The sequence below is a fragment of the Lentzea sp. NEAU-D7 genome, from assembly GCF_026242055.1.
Classification (GTDB): Bacteria; Actinomycetota; Actinomycetes; order Mycobacteriales; family Pseudonocardiaceae; genus Lentzea.
Genome location: NZ_JAPJDL010000003.1, coordinates 99,957 through 124,716, shown reverse-complemented (window position 1 = coordinate 124,716; position 24,760 = coordinate 99,957). Strand labels below are relative to the sequence as shown.

Genomic DNA, 24,760 nt, shown 5'->3' with positions numbered 1-24,760 from the left:
GTCTCCGTCATCCGCAGGCAACGGGGCCCGGTCACCGTACGCCGCTGGTCTGGTCGAGGTGACCGTCCACGGCCGATTTGGAGGGCGCCGCGATGAGCATCGACGTGCTTCTGCTTACGACAGACCCGGACCCGGAGGCTGTTCTTCCGGCACTGGCTCTGCTTCCCCACGCCGTGCGCCCCTTGCGCCCCGAGGTCTCCGCGCTCCTCGAAGCCGGTCCTCACGACATCGTGCTGATCGACGCCCGCACCGACCTGGTCGGCGCGCGCTCGCTGTGCCGCCTGCTCGACTCGTCCGGTGTGGACGTGCCCGTGGTGGCCGTCGTCACCGAGGGCGGTCTGGTCGCGGTCAACTCCGACTGGTCCGTCGACGAGATCCTGCTGCCGAACTCCGGCCCCGCCGAGGTCGACGCCCGGCTGCGCCTGGTCCGCTCGCGGCGCGGCACCACCGTCCCCGGTGGCGACGGCGCGATCCAGCTCGGCGACCTCGTGATCGACGAGGCCACCTACACCGCGCGCCTCAAGGGCCGCCCGCTCGACCTCACCTACAAGGAGTTCGAGCTGCTCAAGTACCTCGCGCAGCACGCGGGCCGGGTCTTCACCCGCGCCCAGCTGCTGCAGGAGGTCTGGGGCTACGACTTCTTCGGCGGCACCCGCACGGTCGACGTCCACGTGCGACGGCTGCGCGCCAAGCTCGGCCCCGAGCACGAGGCTCTCATCGGCACGGTCCGCAACGTGGGCTACAAGTTCGTCCGCCCGCCGCGCCCCGGTTCGTCGCGCCGTCCGGCCGAGGTGAACGAGGTGGAGATCGACGACTCCGCCCACGTCCTGGATGAGCGTTTGATCGCGCGGTAGGTTCGCCGGTGTGGCGCAACTGAGCTGGTTCGAGGAGCTGACGGCCGACCAGGCCGCCGAGGTGACGGGTCTGCTGGAGGCGGCCCAGGGCACCGATGGCGTCGCCCCGGTCGGCGAGGCCGTGCGACTGCGGATGCGCCCCGGCGCGACAGGCAGCAGGCACCTCCTCGCGCACCTGGACGGCGAGCTCGCCGGGTACGCGCACGTCGACCTGATCGGTGACTCCGGTGGCAACAAGGTCGCCGAGCTCGCCGTGCACCCGAAGCACCGCCATCAGGGCGTGGGCGAGGCGCTGGTGAAGGCCCTCCCCCCGGAGTCCCTGCGGATCTGGGCGCACGGCGGCCACCCGGACGCCGAGAAGCTCGCGGAGAAGCTCGGCTTCCGCAAGGTGCGCGAACTGCTGCGGATGCGGTTGCGCGTCGAGAACGACCTGCCGGAGCCCGAGCTGCCCGAGGGCCTCACGATCCGGCCGTTCGTCCCGGGCAAGGACGAGGCCGCGGTCGTCTACGTGAACCACCGCGCCTTCGACTGGCACCCCGAGCAGGGCGCGATGTCCATCGAGGACGTTCGCGCCAAGGAGGACGAACCCTGGTTCGACCCCGAGGGCTTCCTGCTCGCGTTCGACGCGGACGACAGGCTGGCGGGGTTCCACTGGACGAAGGTGCACACGCCCGAACTGGGCGAGGTCTACGTCGTGGGCGTCGACCCCGATCGGCAGGGCGGCGGCCTGGGCAAGGCGCTCACCCTCGCCGGCCTGCGGCACCTGCGCGAACAGGGCGTCAAGGAAGTGATGCTCTACGTCGAGTCGGACAACACCGCGGCGGTCCGCGTGTACACGAAGCTCGGCTTCACCCTTTGGGACGCGGACGTCCAGTACGCCCGGTAGTCAACGTACCGTCACAAAACGCATACGCGCTGGTCACGCCATCACTCTTTTGGCCGTGTGACCCGTCACTTCCCGTTCGGTGTTCACCTCCCGTTCACCCTGACTAGGTGGGCTGTCCATTCTGGCTACCTACCTTCCGTAGCGAGCGGCGGCGTCCGTCGCGAACCGCTAATGCTTTCCGCAAGGTGGAGGACCAAGGTGAAGATCCAGCGGCACGGTGCCGTTCTCGGCCTCGTCGCGGCCAGCGCGCTGCTGCTCAGTGCGTGTGGCAGCGACAACAACGCTCCGGCGGGTGGCACGAACACCTCGTCGAACGCTGCGTCTGTCCCGGTCGAGTGCGGTGGCAAGACCAAGCTCAACGCCGAGGGCTCCTCCGCGCAGAAGAACGCGGTCGACGCGTTCGTGCAGGCCTACCAGGCCGCCTGCCCCGGTGTGGACCTCGCGTACAACCCCTCGGGCTCCGGCGCGGGCGTGAAGAACTTCAACGCCGGCCAGGTCGACTTCGGTGGTTCCGACTCGGCGCTCAAGGAAGGTGCCGAGACCGAGGCCGCCGCCAAGCGCTGCCAGAGCAACCCGGCGTGGAACCTGCCGCTGGTCTTCGGCCCCGTCGCCGTCGGCTACAAGGTCTCCGGTGTGGACAGCCTCGTGCTGGACGCCAAGACCACCGCCGCGATCTTCTCCGGTGCGGTCAAGAAGTGGAACGACCCGGCCATCAAGGCGCTGAACGGCTCCGCGACCCTGCCGGACAAGGACATCGCGGTCATCTACCGCTCGGACGAGTCGGGCACCACCGACAACTTCCAGAAGTACCTCAAGGTCGCCGGTGGCTGGACCAAGGGTGACGGCAAGCAGTTCAAGGGTGGTGTCGGCGAGGGCAAGGAGAAGTCCGCCGGTGTCGCTCAGGCCGTCGGCTCCATCGACGGTGCCATCACCTACGTCGAGTGGTCCTTCGCCCAGGACAACAAGCTCTCGATCGCCAAGATCGACTCTGGTGCCGGTGCCGTCGAGCTGACCGCCGAGTCGGCCGGCAAGGCCATCGACGGTGCGAAGATCAAGGGCGAGGGCAACAACCTGGTCCTCGACCTCGACTCGATCTACGGCTCCAAGGCCGCCGGTGCGTACCCGCTGCTGCTCGCGACCTACGAGATCGTGTGCTCGAAGGGCTACGACGCCGACACCGCGAAGGCCGTCAAGGCGTTCCTCACGGTTGCCGCCACGACCGGTCAGGCGCAGCTCGCCGACGCCGGCTACGTGCCGCTGCCCAAGGCGTTCCAGGAGAAGCTCCTGACCGCTGTGAAGGCGATCGCCTGAGGTTGATGCGAGACTTCGGCTGACACACAGACGCGATGAACGATCCCGTCGCGGCCTTGCGCCCCGCCGGCTCCGGTGACACCGGAGCCGAGCGGGGCGCAGCGGCTGCTCCCACCGCCTCGGAGGCTCCGATTCCCCCGACACCGGAAGCTCCAGTAACGACCAAGGCACCTCACGTCCGGCCTGGTGACCGCATCTTCCGCGGCCTGGCGACGGGGTCCGGTGTCTTCATCGTCGTCCTCATCGGCGCGATCGGCCTGTTCCTCATCCTGCAGGCCATCCCGTCGCTCGGGCTGGACAACGTCAACTTCCTGACCAGCCGCGAGTGGAACACCACCGACCCGACGAACCTGCGGTTCGGCATCCTCGACCTGACGCTCGTCACGGTCGTGGTCGCGGTGGTCGCCCTGCTGATCGCCATGCCGATCGCGCTGGGCATCGCGCTGTTCCTCACGCAGTACGCGCCGCGCAACCTCGCCCGGCCGTTCGCCTACGTCATCGACCTGCTCGCGGCCGTGCCGTCGATCGTCTTCGGCCTCTGGGGCCTGTTCGTGCTCGGCCCCGTGCTGTTCCCGTTCTCCGAGTGGCTGATCGCGAACCTCGGCTGGATCCCGATCTTCGCCAAGGGCAACGTCAACGTGCAGCTCGGCGGCACCATCTTCACCGCGGGCATCGTCGTCGCGGTGATGATCCTGCCGATCATCACGGCCGTCAGCCGCGAGGTCTTCGAGCGCACTCCCACGATGCACGTCGAGGGCGCCATCGCGCTCGGTGCGACCAAGTGGGAGGTCGTCCGCACGACGGTCCTGCCGTTCGGCAAGGCCGGTTACGTCAGCGCCTCGATGCTCGGCCTCGGCCGCGCCCTCGGTGAGACCATCGCCGTCGCGATCATCCTGAGCACCGCCACCAGCTCGTTCGGCTGGTCGCTGTTCGACGGTGGTTCGACGTTCGCCTCGAAGATCGCGCTGGCCGCGCCGGAGTTCAACGACGCGCGCTCGGCCGGTGCCTACATCGCCGCCGGTCTGGTGCTGTTCGTGCTGACCTTCGTCGTGAACGCCATCGCGCGCTCGATCGTCGCCGGCCACAAGGAGTACGAGTGAGCACGAATCTCGCGGATCCTCAGCGGCTCGCGACGCCCCCGACGTTCCAGTCGGTCAGCGTCAACCGCAGGATCAAGAACGGCATCGCCACCGCACTCGTGTGGGGCGCGTTCCTGATCGCGATCATCCCGCTGGTGTGGGTGCTCTACACGGTGATCCAGCGCGGCTTCCCGGTCATCCTCGACGGTGACTGGTGGCAGAAGTCGATGTCGGGCCTCCTGGCCCGCCAGCAGGGCGGCGGCGCGTACCACGCGATCTACGGCACGCTGGTCCAGGGCCTCGTCTGCGCCGTGATCTCCGTGCCGATCGGCATCATGGTCGCCATCTACCTCGTCGAGTACGGCGGCCGCTCACGGCTGTCGAAGGCGACGACGTTCATGGTCGACATCCTGACCGGTGTCCCGTCGATCGTCGCGGCGCTGTTCGTCTACACCGTGTGGATCACGACCTTCGGTCTGAGCCGCAGCGCCCTGGCCGTGTCGCTCGCGCTGGTGCTGCTGATGGTGCCGGTCATCGTGCGCACGACCGAGGAGATGCTCAAGATCGTCCCGGACGAGCTGCGCGAGGCCTCCTACGCGCTGGGCATCCCGAAGTGGAAGACGATCGCCAAGATCGTCATCCCGACGGCGCTGTCCGGCATCCTGACCGGCATCATGCTGGCCCTCGCCCGCGTCATGGGCGAGACCGCGCCGGTGCTGGTGCTCGCGGCGTACGCCCCGTTCATCAACTACAACCTGTTCGACGGCCCCATGGCCTCGCTGCCGTTGATGATGGTGAACGAGCGCAACAACCCGACGGCGGCGGGCTTCGACCGCATCTGGGGCGCGGCGATCACGCTCGTCGTCCTCATCACCCTGTTCAACCTCCTGGCGACCGTGATCTCGCGGGCGCTGGCGCCGAAGACGAAGTGAGCGGGCGGACATGGCCAAGCGACTCGACATCAAGGACCTGAACCTCTTCTACGGCAAGTTCCACGCCGTGGAGAACGTCTCGCTCGCGGTGCCGCCGAAGAACGTCACCGCGTTCATCGGCCCCTCCGGCTGCGGCAAGTCGACCGTGCTGCGGTCGCTGAACCGCATGCACGAGGTCGCCCCCGGCGCCCGCGTCGAGGGCAAGGTGCTCCTCGACGGCGAGGACATCTACATGTCCACTGTGGACCCGGTCGAGGTGCGCCGCACCATCGGCATGGTGTTCCAGCGCCCGAACCCGTTCCCCACGATGTCCATTCGCGACAACGTGGTGGCCGGCCTCCGCCTCTCGGGCGTGAAGGACAAGAAGAAGCTCGACGAGGTGGCGGAGCGCTCGCTGCGCGGCGCCAACCTCTGGAACGAGGTCAAGGACCGGCTCGACAAGCCGGGCGGCGGCCTCTCCGGTGGTCAGCAGCAGCGTCTGTGCATCGCGCGTGCCATCGCGGTGCAGCCCGACGTGCTGCTCATGGACGAGCCCTGCTCGGCCCTGGACCCGATCTCCACGCTGGCGATCGAGGACCTGATCACGGAGCTGAAGAAGGAGTACACGATCGTCATCGTGACTCACAACATGCAGCAGGCGGCGCGCGTGTCCGACCAGACCGCGTTCTTCAACCTGCTGGGTGTCGGTCAGCCCGGACAGCTGATCGAGGTGGACGACACGGAGAAGATCTTCTCCAACCCCAGCCAGAAGGCGACCGAGGACTACATCTCCGGCCGGTTCGGCTAAATTCGCCGGTTGCACTAAATTGCTGCGGGTGAGCCCGCAGAGCAAGAGCCGCAAGAAGAAGCAAGGCAAGGCACCCGGCCGCAGGCCCGAGCAGCAGTCCCCGTACGGGGCGCTGCTCGAGTCGGCGGCCGCGGTGCGTTCGGAGTCCTGGTTGCTCGCGGACGCCTGGGCGAGCGAGCTCTACGCGACGCTGTGGCTCGCCGGGTCCGGCACCGAGCCGTTGATCGAGGCGCTGCAGGCGATGGACGACCCCGCGGCGCTCACCGCGTTGCGCGCGCTGGCCGGTGTGGGCTCCGAGGAGAACAGGGCCGCCTCGTTCGCCGCGGCGGAAACCGTTGCGGCACGCGGCATCGCCGAGCCGGACTGGTACGTCCCCGGCACCGTGCCCGACTTCCGCGACGCGTTCCTCGTCACGAACCTGCTGGGCGACGTCGAGGTCATCGCGATCACCCAGGAACGCGCCGGCGTCGGCGAGACCGTGCTGTTCATGCGCCAGCCGGTGCTCGGCGTCACCGCCATCGAGCTGTTCTCGACGCCGGACGAGGGCACCGTCGCGCTGCTGGAGGACATGATCGCCTCCACGCCCGACGCGTTCCGCGACGAGATCACCTCCCTGAGCGCCACCGACGTCTACGACCGCGTGTGGCCGGACATCGAGCAGTTCTGGGAGGACGGCCCGGACGAGGAGGCCGAGGAAGGGTTGATGGGCGAGGAGGACGTGCGGCACCCGGTGCAGCTCATCGCCCTCGCCGACGCCCGCGTGAGTGCGCTGGTGCCCGGCGAGTACGAGATTCCCGCCGCCGGTCCGGACAGGACGGACGAGATCGTCGACGCGTTCCTGGCTTCAGAGCACGGAATCGCCGACGTGGAGGCCGCGCGGGCGTTCGCTCGCATCGTCGTTTCCGCCGCGGTGGAACAGAACCGGGATCCCGTCGTCTACGGGCCGGCGTCGCTGACCGCAGTGCTGATCCTCAACGTGGCCGCGAAGCTGCACGTGTCCGACGCGGACCTGGCGCTGATGCCCGAGATCGTGCGGGCGTGGGCGTACTTCACGGTCGACGCACGGGATCTGCCGCGCGACGAGGCGCGGGCGGTGTGGGACGAAGAACTGCCCACCGTGCTCGCCGAGTTCTCCGAGGCCTACGCCGATCCGGAGCTGGTGGCAGAGCGCGATGGGCAGTTTCGCTGAAAACTGTGGGAACTAGAGGTCGGCGTCGCCACCGTAGCCGGGCATCCGGCCGGTGACGACGAAGACCGTGCGCTTGGCGACCGACACGGCGTGGTCGCCGAAGCGCTCGTAGAAGCGGCCGAGCAGCGTCACGTCGACCGCGGCGGGAACGCCGTGCTGCCACTCCTTGTCCATGATCACGGAGAAGAGGTGGCGGTGGATGTCGTCCATCGCGTCGTCCTCGTCCTCGAGGCTGCGCGCACGGTCGACGTCCTTCTCGCGGATGATCGACGCGGCCTCGTTCGCGAGCTTGACCGCGATCTGGCCCATCTCCGTGAAGTACGGCTGCACGTCCTCCGGCAGCGCCGACGCCGGGTGCCGGCGGCGCGCGGCCTTGGCCACGTGCAGCGCCAGGTCGCCCATCCGCTCGACGCTCTCGGCGGCGTGGATCACCGCGAGCACGGTGCGCAGGTCGGTCGCGACCGGTGCTTGTAGTGCGAGCAGTGCGTACGCCTGCTCCTCGATGCTGGAGCGGACGTCGTCGACCTTCTGGTCGCCGCTGATGACCTGCTCGGCCAGGCCTAGGTCGGCCTGCAGCAGGGCTGCGGTCGCGTTCTGCATCGCCTCGGCAACCATGCCGGTCATGTCGGCCAGCTGGTCGGCGAGCTGTTCGAGCTGGTCGTGGTAGGCCTCGCGCATGGCGCTCAGCCTACGTCCCGACCATCGCGGCAGCGACATGCCAGGATGAACCGGAGGTGAACCCCAGGCGAATCACTTCGCCGCGCAGGGGTCCTGTGCCGCGTTCACAATGGACAGATCGGTGCCGGGCTGACCTTGCGTTTGTCCCTGTGGAGTGGCCTGCTGGCCGCCCGCCTTCGGTGCCTGGACCTTGTCGTCGAAGTTCTTGCCGATGATCAGCTGGACCGCCCCGCCCATGTCGGGCGACTCGACCAGCTCCGCGCTGGGCACCGCGGCCTTGAGCGTCGCGGCCTTGTTCTCGTTGCCCTTGGCGAACTTGATGATCGTCTTCGGCGCCTGCTCCGGTGCGTTGTCCCGCTTGACGATCTTGAAACCCTCCTGCGCCAACGCGTTCGACGTCCTGGCGACGGCACCGCCGTTCGACGAGTCGCCGTTGAGCACCTGGATGCTGACCTCCTTGGGGTCCACCAGGGTGCCGGGCTGCTGGGCGGGAGCGTTGCCGGTGCCGGGGTCGGTCACCTTCTCCTGCGGCAACGGCGTTCCATCGATGATCGTCTGGAACAACGCCTTGATGTCGTCGTCCTTGAGGCGCTCGATGTTGTCGTCGTTCGACTTCGTCGGGCCCTCGTCGGTCCAGTGCGGCATCGTCACGAACGACACGCGACCGGCCTCGAGGCTCTGCAGGGAGTTCGCGAGCTCCAGCAGCGAGGCGACGTCGATGTTGTCACCGACCGTGGACTTGGTGAGCGCGTTGATGAAGTTGTTGAGCTTCGTCGGGCTCAGCAGCACCTCGTTCGACAGCGCCTGGCGCAGCATCGCCGACAGGAAACCCTGCTGCCGCTTGATCCGGTCGAAGTCGGTACCGCTGTCGCCCTGGGCCTGGACCTTGCGTGCGCGCACGTACTGCAGCGCCTGGTCGCCCTTGAGCGTGTGCTTGCCGGGCTTGTCGATCACCACGCCGAGCTCGTCGTCGACGATCTTCGTGGGCGTGCAGATCTCCACGCCGCCGATGGCCGTCGACATCTCGCGGAAGCCGATGAAGTCGATGCTCACGAAGTGGTTGATCTTGAGGCCGCTCAGCTGCGTCATCATGTTGGCGACGCACTCGGGTCCGCCGTCGTTGTAGACGGAGTTCGCGAGGACGCCCTTCTCCGGTGCCAGCGGGCCGGCGTACTGCCCGTTGTCCGGGTTCCAGCTGCGACACGCGGGACGGTCGACCCGCACGTCGCGCGGCAACGACACGATGACCATGCGCTTACGGTCCTTGGGGATGTGCGCGAGCATGATCACGTCCGACCGCGCACCACCCTCCTGGGCCTGCGTTCCGACGTTGTCGCCGGCCTTCGCGCCCGCCCTGGTGTCCGAGCCGACGAGCAGGAAGTTCTCGTCACCCAGCTGCTTCTCGGCCTGTTGCACGGCCTGCGAGTTGCCGCCGAGCGCGTCGATCCGCTGGATCTTGGAGTCGGCCCACTTCATCGCAGCCCAGCCGACGCCCGTCGACGCGAACACCACGGCCGCGGCGGCGATCGCCCCGATCCTGGCGGTGCGCATCAGCTTGCGCTGCTGCGGCGTGCGGCCGGTGGGCCGCTGCTCGCCGTCCGCCTCGTCGGGGACGACGGGTTCGGCGAACTGGGTCGCCTCGTCGACGAGGTCGTCCTCTTCGCCGTCCTTGACCCACGGCATGAGCTTGGCGCGCCGCTCCTTGCGCTGGCGCTCCTGCTCGAGCAGTTCGTCGTGCACCGCGGAGAACCGCGCGAGGGTGTGGTCGACCTCGCGACGCTTCTTCACGTCGTCGCCGATGGCCTCCATCTCGGTGGTGAGGCTCAGCGGGTCCATCTCTTCGCGCTTCTCGACCTTGGCCACACCCGCCGCGGGGGCGATCTGGGTGGCCTCGGGGCCGGGCGCGTCGATCTGGGGTTCGCCCGCGGGCTCACCGAGCCGCTTGGCGAGGCCACCGGGAATCGGCCGCGGACCGCTCGACTCCGCCCTGGGGGGCATCGGCCGGGGCCCGCTCGACTCCGCACGCGACGGCATCGGCTGCCTGCCCGTCATGTCCCCGTTCGGGGGCATGGGACGGCGGCCGGTGATCTCGGGTCCCTCGCCGGGGGCGGGAGGACGCGGAATGCCGTTGGACGACGGTGCGTCGCCCGGCAGCAGACGGCGAGGTGCGGGGCCGTCCGGCGCACCCGGCACGGGGGGACGCTGGAGGCCGGTGGGCTCACCGGGAGCAGGCGGGCGAGGCAGGCCGTTCGAGGTGACGCCACCCGGTGCCGGTGGGCGCGGGATGCCGTTGGACGACGGGGCGTCGCCCGGCAGGAGCCTGCGTGGCGGTGCTCCGCCGGCGTCGGGTGCCGGTCGGCGGACCGCACCACCCGCGAGACCTGCCTCAGGCGCACCACCGGGCGCGGGGCGCCGCGGGATGCCGTTCGAGGAAGGCGCGTCGCCGGGGGGCATCCGCCGCGGGTCGCCGGGAGCCGGCGGCCTGGGCATGCCGTTCGGGGTGACGTCGGGCGCCGGTGGGCGCGGGATGCCGTTGGACGACGGGGCGTCGCCGGGGGCGAGCCGGCGCGGCGGAGTGCCCGGAGGCATCTCACCTGGTGCGGGGCGCCGGACCGGACCACCGGGCTGCTCGCCGGGCACCGGACGGCGCTGCATGCCCGTCGTGTCGGGCCTCGGGCGCTGCCCGGTCTGGGCCGGACCCTGGGGCGGGTTCTGGGCAGGCCTCGGCCGCTGCCCGGTCTGCTCGCCGGGCACGGGACGCGGGCGGGCGCCGGTCTGCTGGACGCCGTTCGGCTCGGCGGGGGCATCGGGCCTGCGCCGCCTGCCGGTCTGGTCGCCGGTGAAGTTCTGCGGAGCGGCTTGCTCCGGCCGCGGGCGCGTGCCCGTCTGCTCACCAGGCCGGTGAGCCGCGGGCGGCTGCTGCCGCGGTGCCTGAGGAGGCTGCTGCGGGTGGGCCGGTGGATCGGGCAGTGCGCGCCTGCCCGTGGCCGCGGGTGGGTCCGGCAGGGCACGCCTGCCTGTAGTGGATGCGTCGGGCGAGCCTGGCGGAACGGGCCGGGGGATGTCCGTCCTGCTGTGCTGCTCGATGAGGTCCGAGACGCTCAGGCCCCCAGAGCCTTCCATCGAGCGACGTCTACGGCCGGTCGGCTGGTCGTGCTGGGGATCCTGATCACCACGGGAAGAGGGGCCGCCACGTCGGGGGTCGTCGGGCACCCAATCTCCCTTCTGGGTCAGAAGCAAAAGCGGTTCGTCATTACGAAGTGACGACGACCGGGACACAAGGGTTGCATCACCGGCGTGTCAGTTGCGCCCGCGATACTACGGATGTAGCCGACTTCTGACGACCACTCCGGGTGATAAGGCTGCGATCCGTACGCGATTACGCGCAGTCCGCTTGCCCTGAACGGGTGAGCCAGCTCACTCAGTAGTAACCGAGAACACGTGTCTCGTCGATCGCACGCCTGCCTGAGGCAGCACCCGCGAGGCGAACCCGTCCGTCGGCACGGTACGCCACCGCGTTGCGTCCGGACTGCTTGGCCGTGTACAGGAGGCTGTCGGCGCGCAGCAGTTGCTGCTCGGCGCCGACGGGCGGCCGTTCCGGCGCCTCGTCCGCGGCCGGTTCGTAGGCGAGGCCCGCGCTGACGGTCACGCGCAGCCCCGGTGCGACCTCCTGCCACGGGTGACGCTCGACACGTTCGCGGGCCGCCTCGGCGATCTCCACGGCGGTGGCGGCGTCCACGCGGGGCAGCACGAGCACGAACTCCTCGCCGCCGTAGCGAGCGCAGAAGGCGCCCTCCGGCAGGCCCTGCTGCAGTAGTTCGACCACCCGTTGCAGCACCCGGTCGCCCAGGAGGTGGCCGAAGGTGTCGTTGACCTGCTTGAACCAGTCCAGGTCGATCAACGCGATGGCGAGCCCGTGCCGGCACGCTCCGTGCTCGGTCAGCAGGTCCATCAGCCGTTGGTCGAGGTAACGGCGGTTGTAGGAGTCGGTGAGGCTGTCGCGCAGGCTCTGCTCGCGCGCCTCGGCGTGCTCCCGGCGCAGCAGCTCGACCTCGCGGCGCAGCTGCTCCGGAACGTGCGGCTCCTCGACCTGGTCCGCGTGGACGAGGTCGAGCGCGGAACGAAGGTGCTGGTAGGCCTGGCGCCACTGGCCGCGGGAGGCGAGCAACGTCGCGATGGACTCGTGCAGCGCCACCAGGCCAGGACCCTGCCGGTCGACGGGGGCGTCGGCCTGCTGGATCTCGGCGGTCTCGGGTCGCAGTGCGGTCATCGCGATCACCTCCTTACCTGCCAGGTGTCGTCCCCCAAGGGGCGGCGCTTGAGCTAGAAGGACGTGTGGGGGTGGGATTTCCCCCGTCCGGTTGACCGTGAACTGCTCCGATCCAGTGAGCTTGGAAGATCAACAACCCGTTCAGCCACCGAGGCAGGGCGCGAACCCGTACACCTCGTCGTCCAGCAGCACCACGTGCATCGATCCGATCTGGCTGCCGATCTCCTGGTCTTCCTTGCGCAAGGTGATCGTCACGGCGACGACGTAGACGTCACCGCGTGGATGAGCCTTCTCGCCAGGGGGTGCCCAGTCGGCGTCCATGCGAAGCGTCGTCCACGTCGGCTCGACCCTGATCGTCGCGCCGCGCAGGTCGCACGTCTTCTGCCGGAAGTCCGGGTGCTGCGTGTCCTTCAGCAGCTTCGCCTGCTGGGACGCGCCTTCCTCACCAGACTTGTTGACGCGGGCGTAGTACTCCTTGAACTTGGCGCGGCCGTCCTCGCTGAGCCGCACCGGCCGCGGCGTGCCCGCGACAGGTCCGCCGCAGCCCGCCAGCAGCGCGAGCGCGACCAGGAGGACCGCGACGCGTTCAGCCACCGGAGTGCATCACGTCCGCACCGGACGGCACCGTGGCGTCCTCGGGGTCGTCCAGCCACCCCTCGGGCAGCACGACCTTCGCCGCCGAACCCTGCCTGCCGCGCGGACCCTCGGCGTTCTCCGGGAACGGCACGGTCTTGTCGAGCGTGCCGATGAGGTCGTCCAGCTCCTGCAGGCTCGACACCATCGCGAACGCCCGGCGCGTGTCGCCGCCGACCGGGAAGCCGTGCCAGTACCAGGCCATGTGCTTGCGCAGGTCGCGCAGGCCCTTGTGCTCGCCGTCGTGCGCCGCGAGCAGCTGGGCGTGGCGGCGCAGGACCTCGGCGACCTCACCGAGGTTCGGGCCCTCGGGGATCGGCTCGCCGCGGAACGCCGCCTGCAGGTCGCGGAAGAGCCACGGCCGGCCGAGGCAGCCACGTCCGACGACCACGCCGTCGCAGCCGGTCTCCGCGACCATGTCGAGCGCGTCCTGGGCGCTGAAGATGTCGCCGTTGCCGAGCACCGGAATGCTCGTCACGGCCTCCTTGAGCCGGGCGATGGCCGACCAGTCCGCCTTGCCGGAGTACCGCTGCGAGGCCGTGCGCGCGTGCAGTGCCACGGCCTGTGCGCCCTCGTCCTGCGCGATGCGACCGGCGTCGAGGTAGGTCAGGTGGTCGTCGTCGATGCCGATGCGGAACTTGACGGTGACCGGCATGTCCCCGGCGTTGCGGACCGCGGCCCGCACGATCTGCCGGAACAGCTCGCGCTTGTAGGGCAGCGCGGCACCGCCGCCCTTGCGCGTCACCTTGGGCACCGGGCAGCCGAAGTTCATGTCCATGTGGTCGGCGAGGTTCTCGTCCACGATCATCTTGGTCGCTTCGCCGACGTTCTTCGGGTCCACGCCGTAGAGCTGCATCGACCGGGGGCTCTCGCCCTCGTCGAACGTGATCATGTGCATGGTCATCGCGTCGCGCTCGACCAGGGCCCGCGCGGTGATCATCTCGCAGACGTAGAGCCCGGCCCCGTACTGACGGCACAGCTGCCGGAACGCCACGTTGGTGATGCCGGCCATGGGGGCCAGCACAACGGGCGGGTCGACGGCGAACGGGCCGATCTTCAGCGTGGAGGGAACGGACACGCCTTCAGGTTACGGCACTGACCAGCCGCGATCTTCACCGAGAGTGACGGCGATGGCGTCGTTGAGGGCGACCTGGTTGCGACATTCGTCACGTTCGCCGTTGGTCCAGTAGTGCTCCTGCGCGCATCCCCACTGCGGGAACGTGTCGTCGTCCAGGAGGAAGCCCCCGAGCCCGATGGCACCCGCGGCCAACGCTTGCCTGGCCTCCGGGAGCAGGCGGCAGCCGTTCACTAGGGGAATCGCCGCGGCCCCGCAGGTCGGGCACCACTCCCGCACCGGTTCGGCCAGCGCTTCGCGGAGAAGGCCGGAGGTCTCCTCGTCGAACGCGACCAGGCGGATCTCGTCGATGATCGGCAGCGAGCGAACCGCCATCGTCGCGATCCGCGCCGCGCGTTCGGCGGGGAAGCCGTGGACGCCGGTCGCGATGGCGGGAAACGCGATGCTTTCGGCTTCCAGCTCCTCCGCGAGCAGCAGTGAGTTGAGGTAGCAGCTCGTGAGCACCAGGTCCTCGCCCTGCTCTCCGTCCTCCCAGACCGGCCCCACCGTGTGGATCACGTGCTTGACCGGCGCGAGGTCGAACGCGGGCGTGGCGACGGCCTTGCCGGGCTCGACCGGCGCCAGCCTCGCCCCGGCCTCCGCGAGCCTCGGGCCGGCCGCGCGGTGGATCGCCCCGTCGACTCCGCCGCCACCGAGCAGCGACTCGTTCGCCGCCGTGACGATGATGTCGACTCGCTGTCGGGTGATGTCGCCGAGCACCACTTCGATCGTCCCCATGCTGACCAGCGTGGCAGCGGATTCGTTGCGGTATCGCGGACTTCACCGAACGCGAACAACCCCGGTGCCCCGATCGGGTGTCAGACCCTTCTGCCAACATGCCCTTGGAGGTGGCGTACCTGTGGGGGCGGTTGAACTGATCAGGTCCGGGTTCGAGCGGTTCTTCGTCGACGGGCCGGTGGGCAAGCCGACCGGCGGCGGTGAACAGCAGGTCATCAGCGTGCAGCAGGTGGGTGAGCTGGCCCTGCCGACGGGCAGGCTCGTCGCGGCCGACCCGTTCGTCGTGTGGCCGGACGACGCCGAGTCGTTCACCGACGTGGTCGAGCCGGGCAGGTACCCGGTGTCGGTGTCGCTGGTGTCGTACATCGACGGTGACGGCCTTCCCGACGAGCGGCAGGGTTACCGCGTCGCGGCCGCCAGGGTGACGGTGAAGGACGAGCCCGCGTACTCGTGGCGTCCGGCCGTGACGCCGGGCGAGCACGTGCCCATGCTGCCGGTGATGCCGGAGTTCGGGTACGAGGTGAAGTCGAGCACCGGCGCGTTCTTCGACCTCGCCGCGGCGTCGGCGCTGGACCGGCTGGCGAGCGACGACGAGGCGGGCAACTGCGACCTGATCGACGCGCTCGGCGCGGTTGGTGGTGGCCGTGGCCCGGCCAACGTGACCGACGCCAGGTCCGGGTTGAACGTCGTGGCGTTCTCGACGGGCTGGGGTGACGGGGTCTACCCGACCTGGGTCGGCCGCAACACCGCGGGCGAGCCGGTCGCGTTCGTGACTGACTTTTTCGTGATCACCCGCATCTGAGAAGCGTGGCGCTGCCTGCTTTTGGCGTTTCAACGCGTCAAAGGTGGGTACGCGTTGGTGATGAGCGAAGCAGAGGAGTCCGACCAGCGCAGACTCGCCCGCAACCTCAACGAGCTGCTCCAGGAGCTCCGCGTGGCCCAGGCCGGCGTGCAGATCCTGTTCGGCTTCCTGCTCTCCATCGCGTTCACCGAGAAGTACGCCGCCGTCAGCGGCTACATCCGCGTGACGCACCTGGTCACCGTGCTGTGCGCCGCCGTGGCCGTCGCGTTCCTCACCGCCCCCGCGGCGTGGCACCGCGTCCTGTTCCGCCAGGGCCGCCGCGAGGAGGTGGTCCGCTCGGGCAACACGTTCGCCCTGACCGGCCTCGCCTTTCTGGCGCTGGCGATGACGGGCACCGTCCTGCTGCTCGCCGAGGTGATCCTGGGCGGCTGGCCGGCGGTGATGGTCGGCGCGCTGGCGTTCGCCATCTTCACCGGCCTCTGGTTCCTGCTGCCCCTCGCCTCAGCCCATGGTGCTCAGGACGGCGAGCGCCCCTAGTCCCATCGCCACCGGCACCGCGATCACCACGTCCCTCCGCCTGGGTCGCGGCTGCTCCCGCAGTACCTGAACCCCCAGCGGCACCAACGCGACGCACAGACCGACAGTGCCGACGACCGACAGCGCCTCGGCGCCCTTGAGGACCCCGAGCGGCAGCAACCCCGTGGTCGCCAGCGCCACCGCCCGGACCTTGCCGAGCACGCCGCCGCGGTACGTCCCGATGGCCAGCACGAACCAGCCGAACATGATCGTGAACGACAGGAAGCTGAACAGGTGCAGGTCTCCGTACCCGCGCGCCACCAGCTCCGTCGCCCCCTCGACCCCCAGGTGCCGCGTGGCGCTGAACGCCGCCTGGTCGATCCCGGCGTGGAACGTCCGCGCGAAGAGCCCGACGGTCACCAGCACCCCGCCCCAGGCCGCCCACCGGGGACTCCGAGCTCCGATCCGCTGCGCCAGGTGCGCCACCGCCGCCCACATCACGACGTTGCCCGCCAGGAACGCGGTGTAAGCCGCCTTCACCAAACCCGGATGCTCGGCCACCGCCCGCAGCTGGTCGGGGAAGAAGAAGTGGAACGGCGACCGCAACAGCGTGCCCGCCAGCAACAGCACAGGCCCGGCGATCAGTGCCGCGCCACCCACCCACCCGTTCGGAAACCTCATGGCGTTAGACGCTGTCACCGTCGTGGCGACTTCTGATCGGCCCGCGGTCCGAACGCCCTCTCGGCCCGTGGTCCTAGACCCCTAGGTGGCACCCTGCTTTGTCCCTGATTCCCGCAAGCGTTTCCCCGCAACGGGTCGCGCGCTCTCTACCGTCAGCGCATGAGAGCCGCCGTGCACACGAGTTTCGGCCCGCCGGACGTCGTCCAGGTGGTGGAGAAGCCACTGCCGACCCTGCGTCCCGGCGACGTCCTGATCAAGGTCCACGCCACGACCGTGACCTCGGCCGAGTGCGCGATGCGCCGCGGCGAACCGTTGTGGGGCCGCGTGATCCTAGGCCTGCGCCGGCCGCGTGCGGCGCTGCGCACCCTAGGCCTCGAAGTGGCGGGCGTGGTGGACTCGGTCGGCTCCGCGGTGACGGGTTTCCAGGTGGGCGACGAGGTCTTCGGCTTCACCGGTTTCGCGGTGGGCGCCCATGCCGACTACGTCCGACTCCCCGCCACCGGCTCCCTGGCCCTGAAGCCCACGAGCCTCACCTTCGTCGAAGCCGCCGCCGCGGTGGACGGCGCCACCACCGCACTGTTCTTCCTGCGCGACAAGGCAAAAGTCCAGCCAGGCGACCGGGTCCTGGTCAACGGCGCGTCCGGCAGCATCGGCACCTACGCCGTCCAACTGGCCAAACACCTGGGCGCCACCGTCACCGCGGTCTGCGGCCCGTCGAACGTGGAGTGGGTGAAGTCGCTGGGCGCCGACGAGGTGATCGACTACACCGAGCACGACTTCACCACCGACACCGACAGCTACGACGTCGTTTTCGACACGGTGACCAAGTCGTCGTTCCGCGCGTCCCGGCGTTCTCTGCGCGCCGGCGGCAAATACCTTCCGACCACCGGCCTAGCGAACAACCTCTGGGCCCTGTGGACGGCGCTGCGAGGCGGCAAGCGCGTCCTCGTCGGCATGTCCGTCAACAAACGCGCGGCCTTGCCGGTGATCAGTTCCCTGGTGGACGAAGGCAAGCTGCGCGTGATCGTCGACCGCACCTATCCGCTGGCTCGGATAGCCGACGCGCACCGGTACGTCGACGCAGGGCACAAGCGCGGCAACGTCGTGGTCACCGTGGCGGAGTGATCCGGTAGGCCGCCGACCCGTTGTGCAGGAACATCGGCCGCCCGCTTTCGTCCTCGCCGACCAGCGAGAACACCTGATAGCCGTCGCTGGTGGGCGTCACGGCGATGACCGAGCTGTCACCGTGCCGCACGACCTCGACGCGTTTCGCCCGGCCGAGTTCGGTGCGCGGCCGGTAGAGGAGGACAGTGCGGTCGTCCTCGGCCGTGAGCGTGATGTCGTACAACTGGTTGCGATAGGTGCCGAACATCCGAGCCGGGATCTTTCCGGGGTTCACCGCGGGCGTTGGCGGCGTGTCGGCGCTCTTCAACACCTCCGTGAAGACCTCGTGCGCCAGCGGTTCGCTGTCCGCGCTGTTGGTCAGCACGGCCACCGCGGTTCCGAAGTCCGGCGCCACCCGAAGAAAAGCCTTGTGTCCCTTCGCAACCCCGGTGTGGCCGACAACGCCGTCCCGGTGGAGCATCCATCCCAGACCCCACCCGACGACCCCGCTGCCGAAGTCCGGAACGGCCTCGACCTCCGTCTCCCGCAACACCGCGAGCCTCGGGTCGTCGAGGTGCAGTCGCACGAACAGCAGCAACTCGCGAGCGCTCATCGCGAAGTCCGACGCGCCGGGCGCCGTGCCGTGACCTACCTCGGTGACCACCGTCCGCAGCCCCAGCGGTGTGAGCAGGCGTTCGTGCAGCACGTCGTGGAACGGCTTGCCGCTCAACACCTCCACCAGCCTGCCGAGCACCACGAACCCGCTGTTGGAGTAGGAGAACACCGTCCCGGGCGGGATGGGGTGCTCTGCCGCCGCGAGTGCGTCGGCGTACCTCGCGAGCGCGTCGCCGCCGCGTCCGATGCCGAAGAAGTGGTTGCTGTCGAGCCCGCCCATGTGCGTGAGGAGATGACGCGCCGTGAGTGACGGCGTGAACCCCGGCAAGTACTGGCAGACCGGAAGATCAAGATCCAGGAGCCCTTCGTCCACCAACCGCTGCGCGAGCGTCGCCGTCCAGATCTTGGTGATCGAACCGACCCTGAACGCGGAGTCGCTCGTGACATGATCGCCGGCGTCCGACACACCCGCGGACTCGTCCCGCACCTCCCCGTCCGTGAGCACGGCCACCTGGGCACCCGGCACGTCGTACTTCGCGATCAGCTCCCCCAGCCCCATGCGGAAAAAACTACGGGCGACCGTGTCGATTCCAGGTCTGGCCGTTCGACGCACAGGTAGACGGACCGAAAAACCGGGATGAGACCAACGCGGCGATGAGAGAGACTCGGGTGTACCGATGAGTTCCTTCGACGCTGCAGGTCTTCTCCGGTGTCACGAAGAACCTGATGCCAGCAACCTAGTGAGGGCCTGACATGCCTGCTGCGATCCAAGACCGACCCACCGCGCAAGCGGGTAAAACACCGCTGGTGGTGCGCCTGCTGGTGCTGGCGACGTTCGTCGTGATCCTCAACGAAACCCTGATGATCAACGCGATTCCGCGCCTGATGGAGTCGCTGCACGTGACCGAGCAGGCGGCCCAGTGGGTCTCCACCGCGTTCATGCTCACCATGGCCGCCGTGATCCCCGTCACCGGCTGGTTCCTGCAGCGGGTCACCACCCGCCAGGGCTACGCGATCGCGATGGGCGTCTTCCTGGCAGGCACCGCCCTCTCCGCCGTGGCACCGACGTTCGCGATCCTGCTGCTGGGCCGCATCGTCCAGGCCGCGGGCACCGCCGTGATGATGCCGCTGCTCATGACCACGCTGATGACAGTCGTCCCGGAAAATGACCGAGGCCGAGTCATGGGCAACGTGACCCTGGCGATCTCGGTGGCACCAGCCCTGGGCCCGGCCTTCTCCGGCCTGATCCTGCAACTGGGCTCCTGGCGCCTGCTCTTCGTCGCCGTCCTCCCGATCGCCGGCGCCGTGACGTACTTCGGCCTCCGCCAGCTGAACAACATCGGCGAGCCCCAGGTCAGCACCCTCGACTGGGCATCGGCCGCCATGGCCACCCTGGGCTTCGGCGGCCTGGTCTACGGCTTGAGCCTGTTCGGCGAACGCGAGTCCCACCTCGGCCCGAGCATCGGCATCGTCGTGTTCGGCGCGGCCCTCATCGCGTTCTTCGTGCTCCGCCAGCTCAAGCTGCAGCGCACCGGCGCCCCGCTGATGGACCTCCGCACCCTGACCCACCGCACCTTCGCCCTGTCGCTGGCCCTCATGTGCATCGCGTTCCTGACGATGATGGGCTCGATGATCCTGCTGCCCCTCTACCTGCAGAACCTGCGAGGCCTCACCCCGTTGCAGACGGGCCTGCTCCTCATCCCCGGCGGCCTGGCCATGGGCCTACTCGGCCCCACCGTGGGACGCCTCTACGACCGTCTCGGCAGCCGCCCGCTGGTCCTCCCGGGCTCGATCGGCATCGTGCTCTCCCTGGCAGGCTTTACCCAGCTCTCGATGACCATGCCGTACTGGCAAATCCTGGCCCTGCACGTCCTGCTGATGGTGAGCCTGGCAGCAACCTTCACCCCGATCTTCACCCTCGGCATGGGCGCCCTCCCGCCGAACATGTACCCGCACGGCAGCTCGATCCTCGGCACCCTGCAACAGGTGGCAGCGGCCCTGGGCACCGCCCTGGTCGTCACCGTCATGTCGGCCCGCGCCAGTTCCCTGGTCGCCGAGGGGACCGCCGCGGGGGCAGCGCAGTTGAGCGGCATGAGGCTCGCCTTCGTGGTCGCGACCGTCCTGGCCGTGGTGACGATCGTGGTCGCGTACCTGCTGCCGAGCCGCACCACCACGTCCGGCGACGTGGTCGCCCACTGACTCGTCGGTCGTCGCCTACCTTGAGGCCGTAGGAACCGTGCTGGCCCTGCACGGTTCCTACGGCCTCTACCGTTTTCACGCCGGTGTCGGGGTGGTCGATCCGTGTGAGGAACTTGGGCAACGTCTAGTCGAAGCCGAAGGCGAGAGGTTCAAGCGTGAGGTTGTGGGCGGCTTACGACCGCGGCGGCTATGAGCGCGACGAGGTTGTCGGTCCAGCAGTCGGACTCCTTGGTGGCGACCTCGGCACCGCAACCTGCGCAGACGACGTTGGGACCGTCTTGGCCGTCAAGTCCGCAGCAGCCGTTGCGCCGCCTGGCCTCGGGATGCAGAGCAGTGCCCGGCACGTCGTCAGGATGCAGGATGAACAGCGTGGCATCGTGGTTGATCACGTAGGTGCCCTGCGCCACCAGCGGGTCTGCGATACGCGGGAGGGACAAGTCATCAACAGCCAGGAATGCCTCTGACTGCAGGAGATCGCCGGTGAGGGGATGCTCGCAGTTCGCGCAGACGTAGAGGGTCACCGGGACATTGTGCGGAATCATGACCCACGCCTGGGGCGAGATCGCTCACCTGACCGGCGCAGCGGGCCGTCGCGGACCAACGCGGGCACGCGTGGCGTCCATGATCCAGGGCATCAAAGGTGTGCCAGTGATCTTGAAATACGAAACCCCCAGGTCTGTGACCTGGGGGTTTGGTGGGCCGCCAGGGACTCGAACCCTGAACCCGAAGAGTAAGAGCCTTCGCTTGGTGTTGTTCGCCGATCTTCCTCGACAGTGCTCGCTAGCTGCACAGATGCGGTGTTGATCTGAGCACTGTAGACAGTGGGTTCTCGACGTCTGTCGTCGTTTTGTGAGAGTTAGGTGTGGGTTGATCTTTACTCTTCCAGTCCTGGCCATCTCCCTGCCAGACACTGAAGTCGAACGCGTTGGTCGATCGAAACCCCGCTCAAGCGGAGCAGGGAACTCCAAGATCAACTTCCAAGGCTAGTTACGAAACATTACGTCCCGATGCACTTGGTGCAAGTGCACTCGTATCCTGCGGAAGTAACGGTTTTAGTGTCGGATACTACGTCTTCATGAATTGGTGTAGGATTCGACAACTCGATACGGCCGCTCGATTAGGACAAGTATGGCGCGCAAGAAGTTTAACCTTAAATATTGGGCAGGTGACGCCCGGCAACTCGTCTTCTGGGTCACGGTCGCCCTGACTGTTGGCGCAATCCCCGATCTATCGGTCAACGTCAGCGTTGTACTGCTACTTGTTCTATGGATCGCGGCGGTCATCGTCGCGGCTGTGATGTGGCGCCTTGATAAACGAAAAGAAGGAATTGGTGTCTTCGTCCAACTTTCGCGTCCCGGAGATAAAGCCGCATCCGCTGAGGTCCCCCTAGTCGATATACACGAGAAGATGGATCGAAGGCATAGGGACTGGTTCCGTTCGGGGCCGGATCGTGTGGCTGGCGATGTACGCGCGCAAGTCGACTGGGCGCTTACTAGTATCGAGTTTCGACTTGACGAGACCAAGATCCAGGCCGACTACGACCCTAAAGTATTTCTATATTTGCACTGCCGCCTTGAAGAAGCCTTCATTCTGGGGCAGCGAGTGGCGGCAATTTGGGACAATCCTAGCCCATTTTCGTCGCTCAGTGATGAGGTGTCGTTTAGGGGGCAGCTTAATCTTGCTGTCCGTGTACGGTCGATCTCAACTTATGAGAGAGAGAAGGGCGAAGTATTCGAACTGGACTTCAATAAGGTGAGTCAGGCGGCGGTGCCTGGTCTGGTAGCCGTTCAGGCTGAGACCGAGGAGCTCTCCCCGGAGTCGGACTCGCAAATCAAGAAGCCGCGGCTTGCGGTCGTGCTCTATGCGGCTGAGCAAGAAGGAAACTACAAATCTTTCAAGAACGCGGCGCTCAGTGCCGCGAGTGGCAAGCACGCTAGCGGATATGCCATGAGTGCGGACGACCTATGCGATCACGCACTAGTGCTCTCTATCACCTCGGATTCTCTAATTACAAGTCTCCGCAACGGCGATGGCGAGAAGTTTGTTCGAGAGATCAGAAAAGTTTGTCGGGAGTACAGCAAGCAAGCTTATGGAAGCGAAGATGTCCCGATTCGCCTGTTCATGAAAGGGCCTTCGATTCTTGCCTTCGCGGCTGGGGTGATCTTCCCGGAGGGAAGCAAATTGATCCCGTGGGATCCGCGCATGGCTGAAGCGACGGTGGAGGACGCTCCGGCCGAGCATGAAATCATCGCGATAATTGATGGAGATGACGTAGGCACCGGAATGGAACGAAGCTTGCTAGCCGGAGATTTGATTGCTGCCGCGCAATATAGCAAGCAGGTCGACCTTGTTCTCAAGGAAGTCATCGAGAAGGCCGCCAGTGTTCACGGCGTTAAGCTGATATCGTCTGGTGGCGACAGTGCCATTTTTGGCCTAGCGCGGACCTCTCTGAATGCTTTCGAACATGCGATCAGCGCATTCCGAGCAGAGAGCGGATTTAAAGTATCCTGTGGGTACGGGGCCGATTGTCAGCAGGCATTTTTTGCGCTGCGGCTAGCGAAGACTTCGGGTAAAAATGTCACTCTTGGTGCTCTGTGAAAGCGAGCTATACGCGCAGCCGGTGGTAGCTCGTTGAGGTGGCCGGTTCCTCCGGTCTTGACGCACCGATGGCTGCTGTCAGGACCGGGGAGTCTGACAGCAGCCATCGAGGTATTTCCGCGGCTTCGTCTGGACACCTGATCGGTGGCAAGGCGGCGCAGCCGTCGCGGCAGTCGAGCGCCGTGCGCAGCCGGCCTGTGGTGACCGCGCTGGCGCTCGTCGGGAGCCGGGGACGATATTAGGCTCGGATCGGGTGGGCTGTCAGCTGGCGCTTGAGGTCCGGCGCGCAGCGCCGCCCGGTCGACCGGCGCAGCGAAGCGGATGCCGGGAGTGCCGGGATGGATGCTGGTGCAGCGCCAGACCGCACGCGCCGCCAGCGGCGGCGCCTTGATCCCTTAGAGGGTAATTCGGCAGTAGATTGACTTGCTTCCGATGGTCGATCGCAGTCATCGTTGCGGGCCAAGATTTCGTGTAGAAGGGACCTGGGTGTCTGGTCGTAGCGGCGAAAAAGAACCGCAAGAGAAAACTGCCCTTAGTAACCGTGCAGAATTGATAGTCGCAATATCTATTGTTGCGGTCACTGCAGTAGCGCTGTTTGTGGTGTACTTCTGGCCGGTCCCGCCTGACGCAAATATAGCTAGAGTCCAGTTGGAGGCTGTCCGGACTGCGCTTAGCTTTGGTGCTGCGCTAGTCGCTGGCGTCGCGCTATGGCTAGCTATTCGACGCCAAAGGTCCACTGAAAAAGATGTGTCGCAGAAGGAAGCCGCTCATGAGCTTCAGGTTCAGGTTGCGGAGACTAATCGGTTGCATCAAGAGCGTGTGGCGGACGCAAATGAACGCGACTCAAAAGAAAGACGATTGGTAGAAGTTTATGCCAAGTCTATTGAAGAGCTGGGAAGTGACAAAGCTGCGGTTCGACTAGGTGGAGCGTATGCCTTGGAGCGGCTTGCTGATAGCGAAAAAGCCTTGCGGTCGAATGTTCTTGAGATATTGTGTGCCTACCTTAGGATGCCGCTTGAAATAAACCCCGCGATCCTGCATAAAGACATGGATAGGCTTAGCGGAGGGCAATTTGATCGCCTCGAAACCTCTCTTTCTGTTCGCGAGGAGGTGCAAGTTAGGATCGCGATCCAAAGAATAATACGTCGTCATTCTGCGCGGGCTAAGATCCAGTCTTGGGTAGCGAAGGAGTTTTCTGACACCAGATGGAATGGGGTGAATCTGGATCTTACCGGCGCTACTCTTATCGGATTTGATCTGTCGCATTGTGAATTGGACGGCGCATCGTTCGCGGGTGCGCACTTTGTTGGCGACACGAATTTCGACGATGCAGAATTCTCGGGCTTCACTCACTTCAATTCGGCCAAGTTTTATGGCTATTCCACCTTCGACAACTCCCTGTTTTCCGGTCCTTCGCTGTTTAGTGGATGCACCTTTGTTGGTAAGGCATATTTCGACAAAGTGCGGCTCAGGAGCGACGATCTTGCTTTCTACTCATCGGAATTTCACAGCGGCATAGAGGTGCGAGACGCTCGCAAAGCTGAAGGTTTGAAGATTGATTTCGGTAACTGTCGATTTGAAGGACCTCTAGCTATTGAGCGAGTAGAGAACGTTGATTTGGACGGCGCGCGAGTCAAGGTTGATAGCTCAGAACGCATCTGGCCCACGGGATGGGTCGAGCTGCCGTCGGATAGTGCAGATAATGACGGGTATGTGGCGATTGTGTCGGTAGACGGGTACTCTGTCTCAGACTTTGAATAATAAGCCACTGACT

The 24,760-nt window shown here is 67.0% G+C and carries 22 protein-coding genes and 1 tRNA gene; 13 read left to right on the top strand and 10 right to left on the bottom strand.

Annotated elements, in window-relative coordinates; all coding sequences use genetic code 11:
- The first annotated feature begins 92 nt into the window (after positions 1–92).
- The 7 genes from ORI60_RS07425 (at position 93) to ORI60_RS07395 (ending at position 7,038) form a co-directional block, all read left to right on the top strand.
- Positions 93–854: a response regulator transcription factor gene (locus tag ORI60_RS07425; protein ID WP_266035688.1), complete on the top strand. Its 762-nt coding sequence runs from the start codon at positions 93–95 to the stop codon at positions 852–854.
- A 10-nt stretch (positions 855–864) separates the two neighbouring features.
- Positions 865–1,740 (top strand): mycothiol synthase, encoded by an 876-nt coding sequence (gene mshD / locus ORI60_RS07420; RefSeq protein WP_416234370.1) that lies wholly within the window; start codon positions 865–867, stop codon positions 1,738–1,740.
- Between the two features lie 198 nt (positions 1,741–1,938).
- Entirely contained in the window at positions 1,939–3,051 is a 1,113-nt protein-coding gene (gene pstS, locus ORI60_RS07415) for a phosphate ABC transporter substrate-binding protein PstS (protein ID WP_266035686.1), read from the top strand.
- 35 nt (positions 3,052–3,086) lie between these two features.
- Positions 3,087–4,151, top strand: coding sequence for a phosphate ABC transporter permease subunit PstC (pstC, locus tag ORI60_RS07410; protein WP_266035684.1), 1,065 nt, complete (start codon positions 3,087–3,089; stop codon positions 4,149–4,151).
- The gene (gene pstA, locus ORI60_RS07405; protein WP_266035682.1) at positions 4,148–5,062 is read left to right on the top strand and encodes a phosphate ABC transporter permease PstA; all 915 of its coding nucleotides are present in this window, start codon (positions 4,148–4,150) and stop codon (positions 5,060–5,062) included. The genes pstC and pstA overlap by 4 nt, the downstream gene beginning before the upstream one ends.
- Before the next feature lie 10 nt (positions 5,063–5,072).
- On the top strand, positions 5,073–5,849 hold the full coding sequence (gene pstB, locus ORI60_RS07400) for a phosphate ABC transporter ATP-binding protein PstB (protein WP_266035680.1): 777 nt from the start codon (positions 5,073–5,075) through the stop codon (positions 5,847–5,849).
- Positions 5,850–5,877: 28 nt separating this feature from the next.
- Positions 5,878–7,038, top strand: coding sequence for a hypothetical protein (locus tag ORI60_RS07395; RefSeq protein WP_266035678.1), 1,161 nt, complete (start codon positions 5,878–5,880; stop codon positions 7,036–7,038).
- A 12-nt stretch (positions 7,039–7,050) separates the two neighbouring features.
- Here ORI60_RS07395 and phoU read toward each other — a convergent pair whose 3' ends face one another.
- From phoU to ORI60_RS07365, 6 genes are all read right to left on the bottom strand, one after another.
- Positions 7,051–7,716, bottom strand: a complete 666-nt coding sequence (gene phoU / locus ORI60_RS07390; protein WP_266035676.1) for a phosphate signaling complex protein PhoU — start codon at positions 7,714–7,716, stop codon at positions 7,051–7,053.
- A 72-nt stretch (positions 7,717–7,788) separates the two neighbouring features.
- On the bottom strand, positions 7,789–10,839 hold the full coding sequence (locus ORI60_RS07385) for an LCP family protein (RefSeq protein ID WP_266035674.1): 3,051 nt from the start codon (positions 10,837–10,839) through the stop codon (positions 7,789–7,791).
- Between the two features lie 298 nt (positions 10,840–11,137).
- The gene (locus ORI60_RS07380; protein WP_266035672.1) at positions 11,138–11,986 is read right to left on the bottom strand and encodes a GGDEF domain-containing protein; all 849 of its coding nucleotides are present in this window, start codon (positions 11,984–11,986) and stop codon (positions 11,138–11,140) included.
- Between the two features lie 141 nt (positions 11,987–12,127).
- A complete protein-coding gene (locus ORI60_RS07375; RefSeq protein WP_266035671.1) occupies positions 12,128–12,580 on the bottom strand; it encodes a hypothetical protein in 453 nt (150 codons plus the stop codon).
- Entirely contained in the window at positions 12,573–13,697 is a 1,125-nt protein-coding gene (dusB, locus tag ORI60_RS07370) for a tRNA dihydrouridine synthase DusB (RefSeq protein WP_266035669.1), read from the bottom strand. Before dusB ends, ORI60_RS07375 begins: the two co-directional genes overlap by 8 nt.
- Before the next feature lie 9 nt (positions 13,698–13,706).
- Positions 13,707–14,471, bottom strand: a complete 765-nt coding sequence (locus ORI60_RS07365) for a macro domain-containing protein (RefSeq protein WP_266035667.1) — start codon at positions 14,469–14,471, stop codon at positions 13,707–13,709.
- A gap of 121 nt (positions 14,472–14,592) precedes the next feature.
- Between ORI60_RS07365 and ORI60_RS07360 the strand changes: the two genes are divergently transcribed.
- Together ORI60_RS07360 and ORI60_RS07355 are read left to right on the top strand one after the other, a co-directional pair.
- Positions 14,593–15,273 carry a DUF4241 domain-containing protein gene (locus ORI60_RS07360; RefSeq protein ID WP_266035665.1) on the top strand — a complete coding sequence of 227 codons (681 nt, stop codon included), beginning with the start codon at positions 14,593–14,595 and terminating at the stop codon, positions 15,271–15,273.
- 60 nt (positions 15,274–15,333) lie between these two features.
- Positions 15,334–15,810 (top strand): DUF6328 family protein, encoded by a 477-nt coding sequence (locus tag ORI60_RS07355; protein ID WP_266035663.1) that lies wholly within the window; start codon positions 15,334–15,336, stop codon positions 15,808–15,810.
- Here the strand turns inward: ORI60_RS07355 and ORI60_RS07350 are convergent.
- Positions 15,775–16,470, bottom strand: a complete 696-nt coding sequence (locus ORI60_RS07350; protein WP_266035661.1) for a hypothetical protein — start codon at positions 16,468–16,470, stop codon at positions 15,775–15,777. The two genes, ORI60_RS07355 and ORI60_RS07350, sit on opposite strands and share 36 nt — an antisense overlap.
- A 159-nt stretch (positions 16,471–16,629) precedes the next feature.
- On the opposite strand from ORI60_RS07350, the gene ORI60_RS07345 reads away from it, so the two are divergent.
- Complete coding sequence (locus tag ORI60_RS07345; RefSeq protein ID WP_266035659.1) at positions 16,630–17,595, top strand: NAD(P)-dependent alcohol dehydrogenase; 966 nt, start codon at positions 16,630–16,632, stop codon at positions 17,593–17,595.
- Here the strand turns inward: ORI60_RS07345 and ORI60_RS07340 are convergent.
- Positions 17,579–18,748 carry a serine hydrolase domain-containing protein gene (locus ORI60_RS07340; RefSeq protein WP_266035657.1) on the bottom strand — a complete coding sequence of 390 codons (1,170 nt, stop codon included), beginning with the start codon at positions 18,746–18,748 and terminating at the stop codon, positions 17,579–17,581. The two genes, ORI60_RS07345 and ORI60_RS07340, sit on opposite strands and share 17 nt — an antisense overlap.
- Positions 18,749–18,996: 248 nt before the next feature.
- Between ORI60_RS07340 and ORI60_RS07335 the strand changes: the two genes are divergently transcribed.
- Complete coding sequence (locus ORI60_RS07335) at positions 18,997–20,388, top strand: MDR family MFS transporter (protein ID WP_266035655.1); 1,392 nt, start codon at positions 18,997–18,999, stop codon at positions 20,386–20,388.
- Between the two features lie 149 nt (positions 20,389–20,537).
- Here the strand turns inward: ORI60_RS07335 and ORI60_RS07330 are convergent, their stop codons facing one another.
- Together ORI60_RS07330 and ORI60_RS07325 are read right to left on the bottom strand one after the other, a co-directional pair.
- On the bottom strand, positions 20,538–20,909 hold the full coding sequence (locus ORI60_RS07330) for a hypothetical protein (protein ID WP_266035653.1): 372 nt from the start codon (positions 20,907–20,909) through the stop codon (positions 20,538–20,540).
- Positions 20,910–21,080: 171 nt separating this feature from the next.
- Positions 21,081–21,178 (bottom strand) — tRNA-Lys (locus ORI60_RS07325).
- A 338-nt stretch (positions 21,179–21,516) separates the two neighbouring features.
- On the opposite strand from ORI60_RS07325, the gene ORI60_RS07320 reads away from it, so the two are divergent.
- Together ORI60_RS07320 and ORI60_RS07315 are read left to right on the top strand one after the other, a co-directional pair.
- Positions 21,517–22,986, top strand: a complete 1,470-nt coding sequence (locus ORI60_RS07320) for a hypothetical protein (protein ID WP_266035651.1) — start codon at positions 21,517–21,519, stop codon at positions 22,984–22,986.
- Between the two features lie 486 nt (positions 22,987–23,472).
- A complete protein-coding gene (locus tag ORI60_RS07315) occupies positions 23,473–24,747 on the top strand; it encodes a pentapeptide repeat-containing protein (protein ID WP_266035650.1) in 1,275 nt (424 codons plus the stop codon).
- Positions 24,748–24,760 lie beyond the last annotated feature (13 nt).

Bases quoted from the DNA above. Each gene is read 5' to 3' on its own strand.
- ORI60_RS07350 (WP_266035661.1), bottom strand. From the start codon at position 16,470: ATGAGGTTTCCGAACGGGTGGGTGGGTGGCGCGGCACTGATCGCCGGG.
- ORI60_RS07320 (WP_266035651.1), top strand. From the start codon at position 21,517: ATGGCGCGCAAGAAGTTTAACCTTAAATATTGGGCAGGTGACGCCCGG.
- ORI60_RS07340 (WP_266035657.1), bottom strand. From the start codon at position 18,748: ATGGGGCTGGGGGAGCTGATCGCGAAGTACGACGTGCCGGGTGCCCAG.
- ORI60_RS07385 (WP_266035674.1), bottom strand. From the start codon at position 10,839: ATGGAAGGCTCTGGGGGCCTGAGCGTCTCGGACCTCATCGAGCAGCAC.
- ORI60_RS07425 (WP_266035688.1), top strand. From the start codon at position 93: ATGAGCATCGACGTGCTTCTGCTTACGACAGACCCGGACCCGGAGGCT.
- ORI60_RS07345 (WP_266035659.1), top strand. From the start codon at position 16,630: ATGAGAGCCGCCGTGCACACGAGTTTCGGCCCGCCGGACGTCGTCCAG.
- ORI60_RS07365 (WP_266035667.1), bottom strand. From the start codon at position 14,471: ATGGGGACGATCGAAGTGGTGCTCGGCGACATCACCCGACAGCGAGTC.
- phoU (WP_266035676.1), bottom strand. From the start codon at position 7,716: ATGCGCGAGGCCTACCACGACCAGCTCGAACAGCTCGCCGACCAGCTG.
- ORI60_RS07355 (WP_266035663.1), top strand. From the start codon at position 15,334: ATGAGCGAAGCAGAGGAGTCCGACCAGCGCAGACTCGCCCGCAACCTC.
- pstB (WP_266035680.1), top strand. From the start codon at position 5,073: ATGGCCAAGCGACTCGACATCAAGGACCTGAACCTCTTCTACGGCAAG.
- ORI60_RS07380 (WP_266035672.1), bottom strand. From the start codon at position 11,986: ATGACCGCACTGCGACCCGAGACCGCCGAGATCCAGCAGGCCGACGCC.
- pstC (WP_266035684.1), top strand. From the start codon at position 3,087: ATGAACGATCCCGTCGCGGCCTTGCGCCCCGCCGGCTCCGGTGACACC.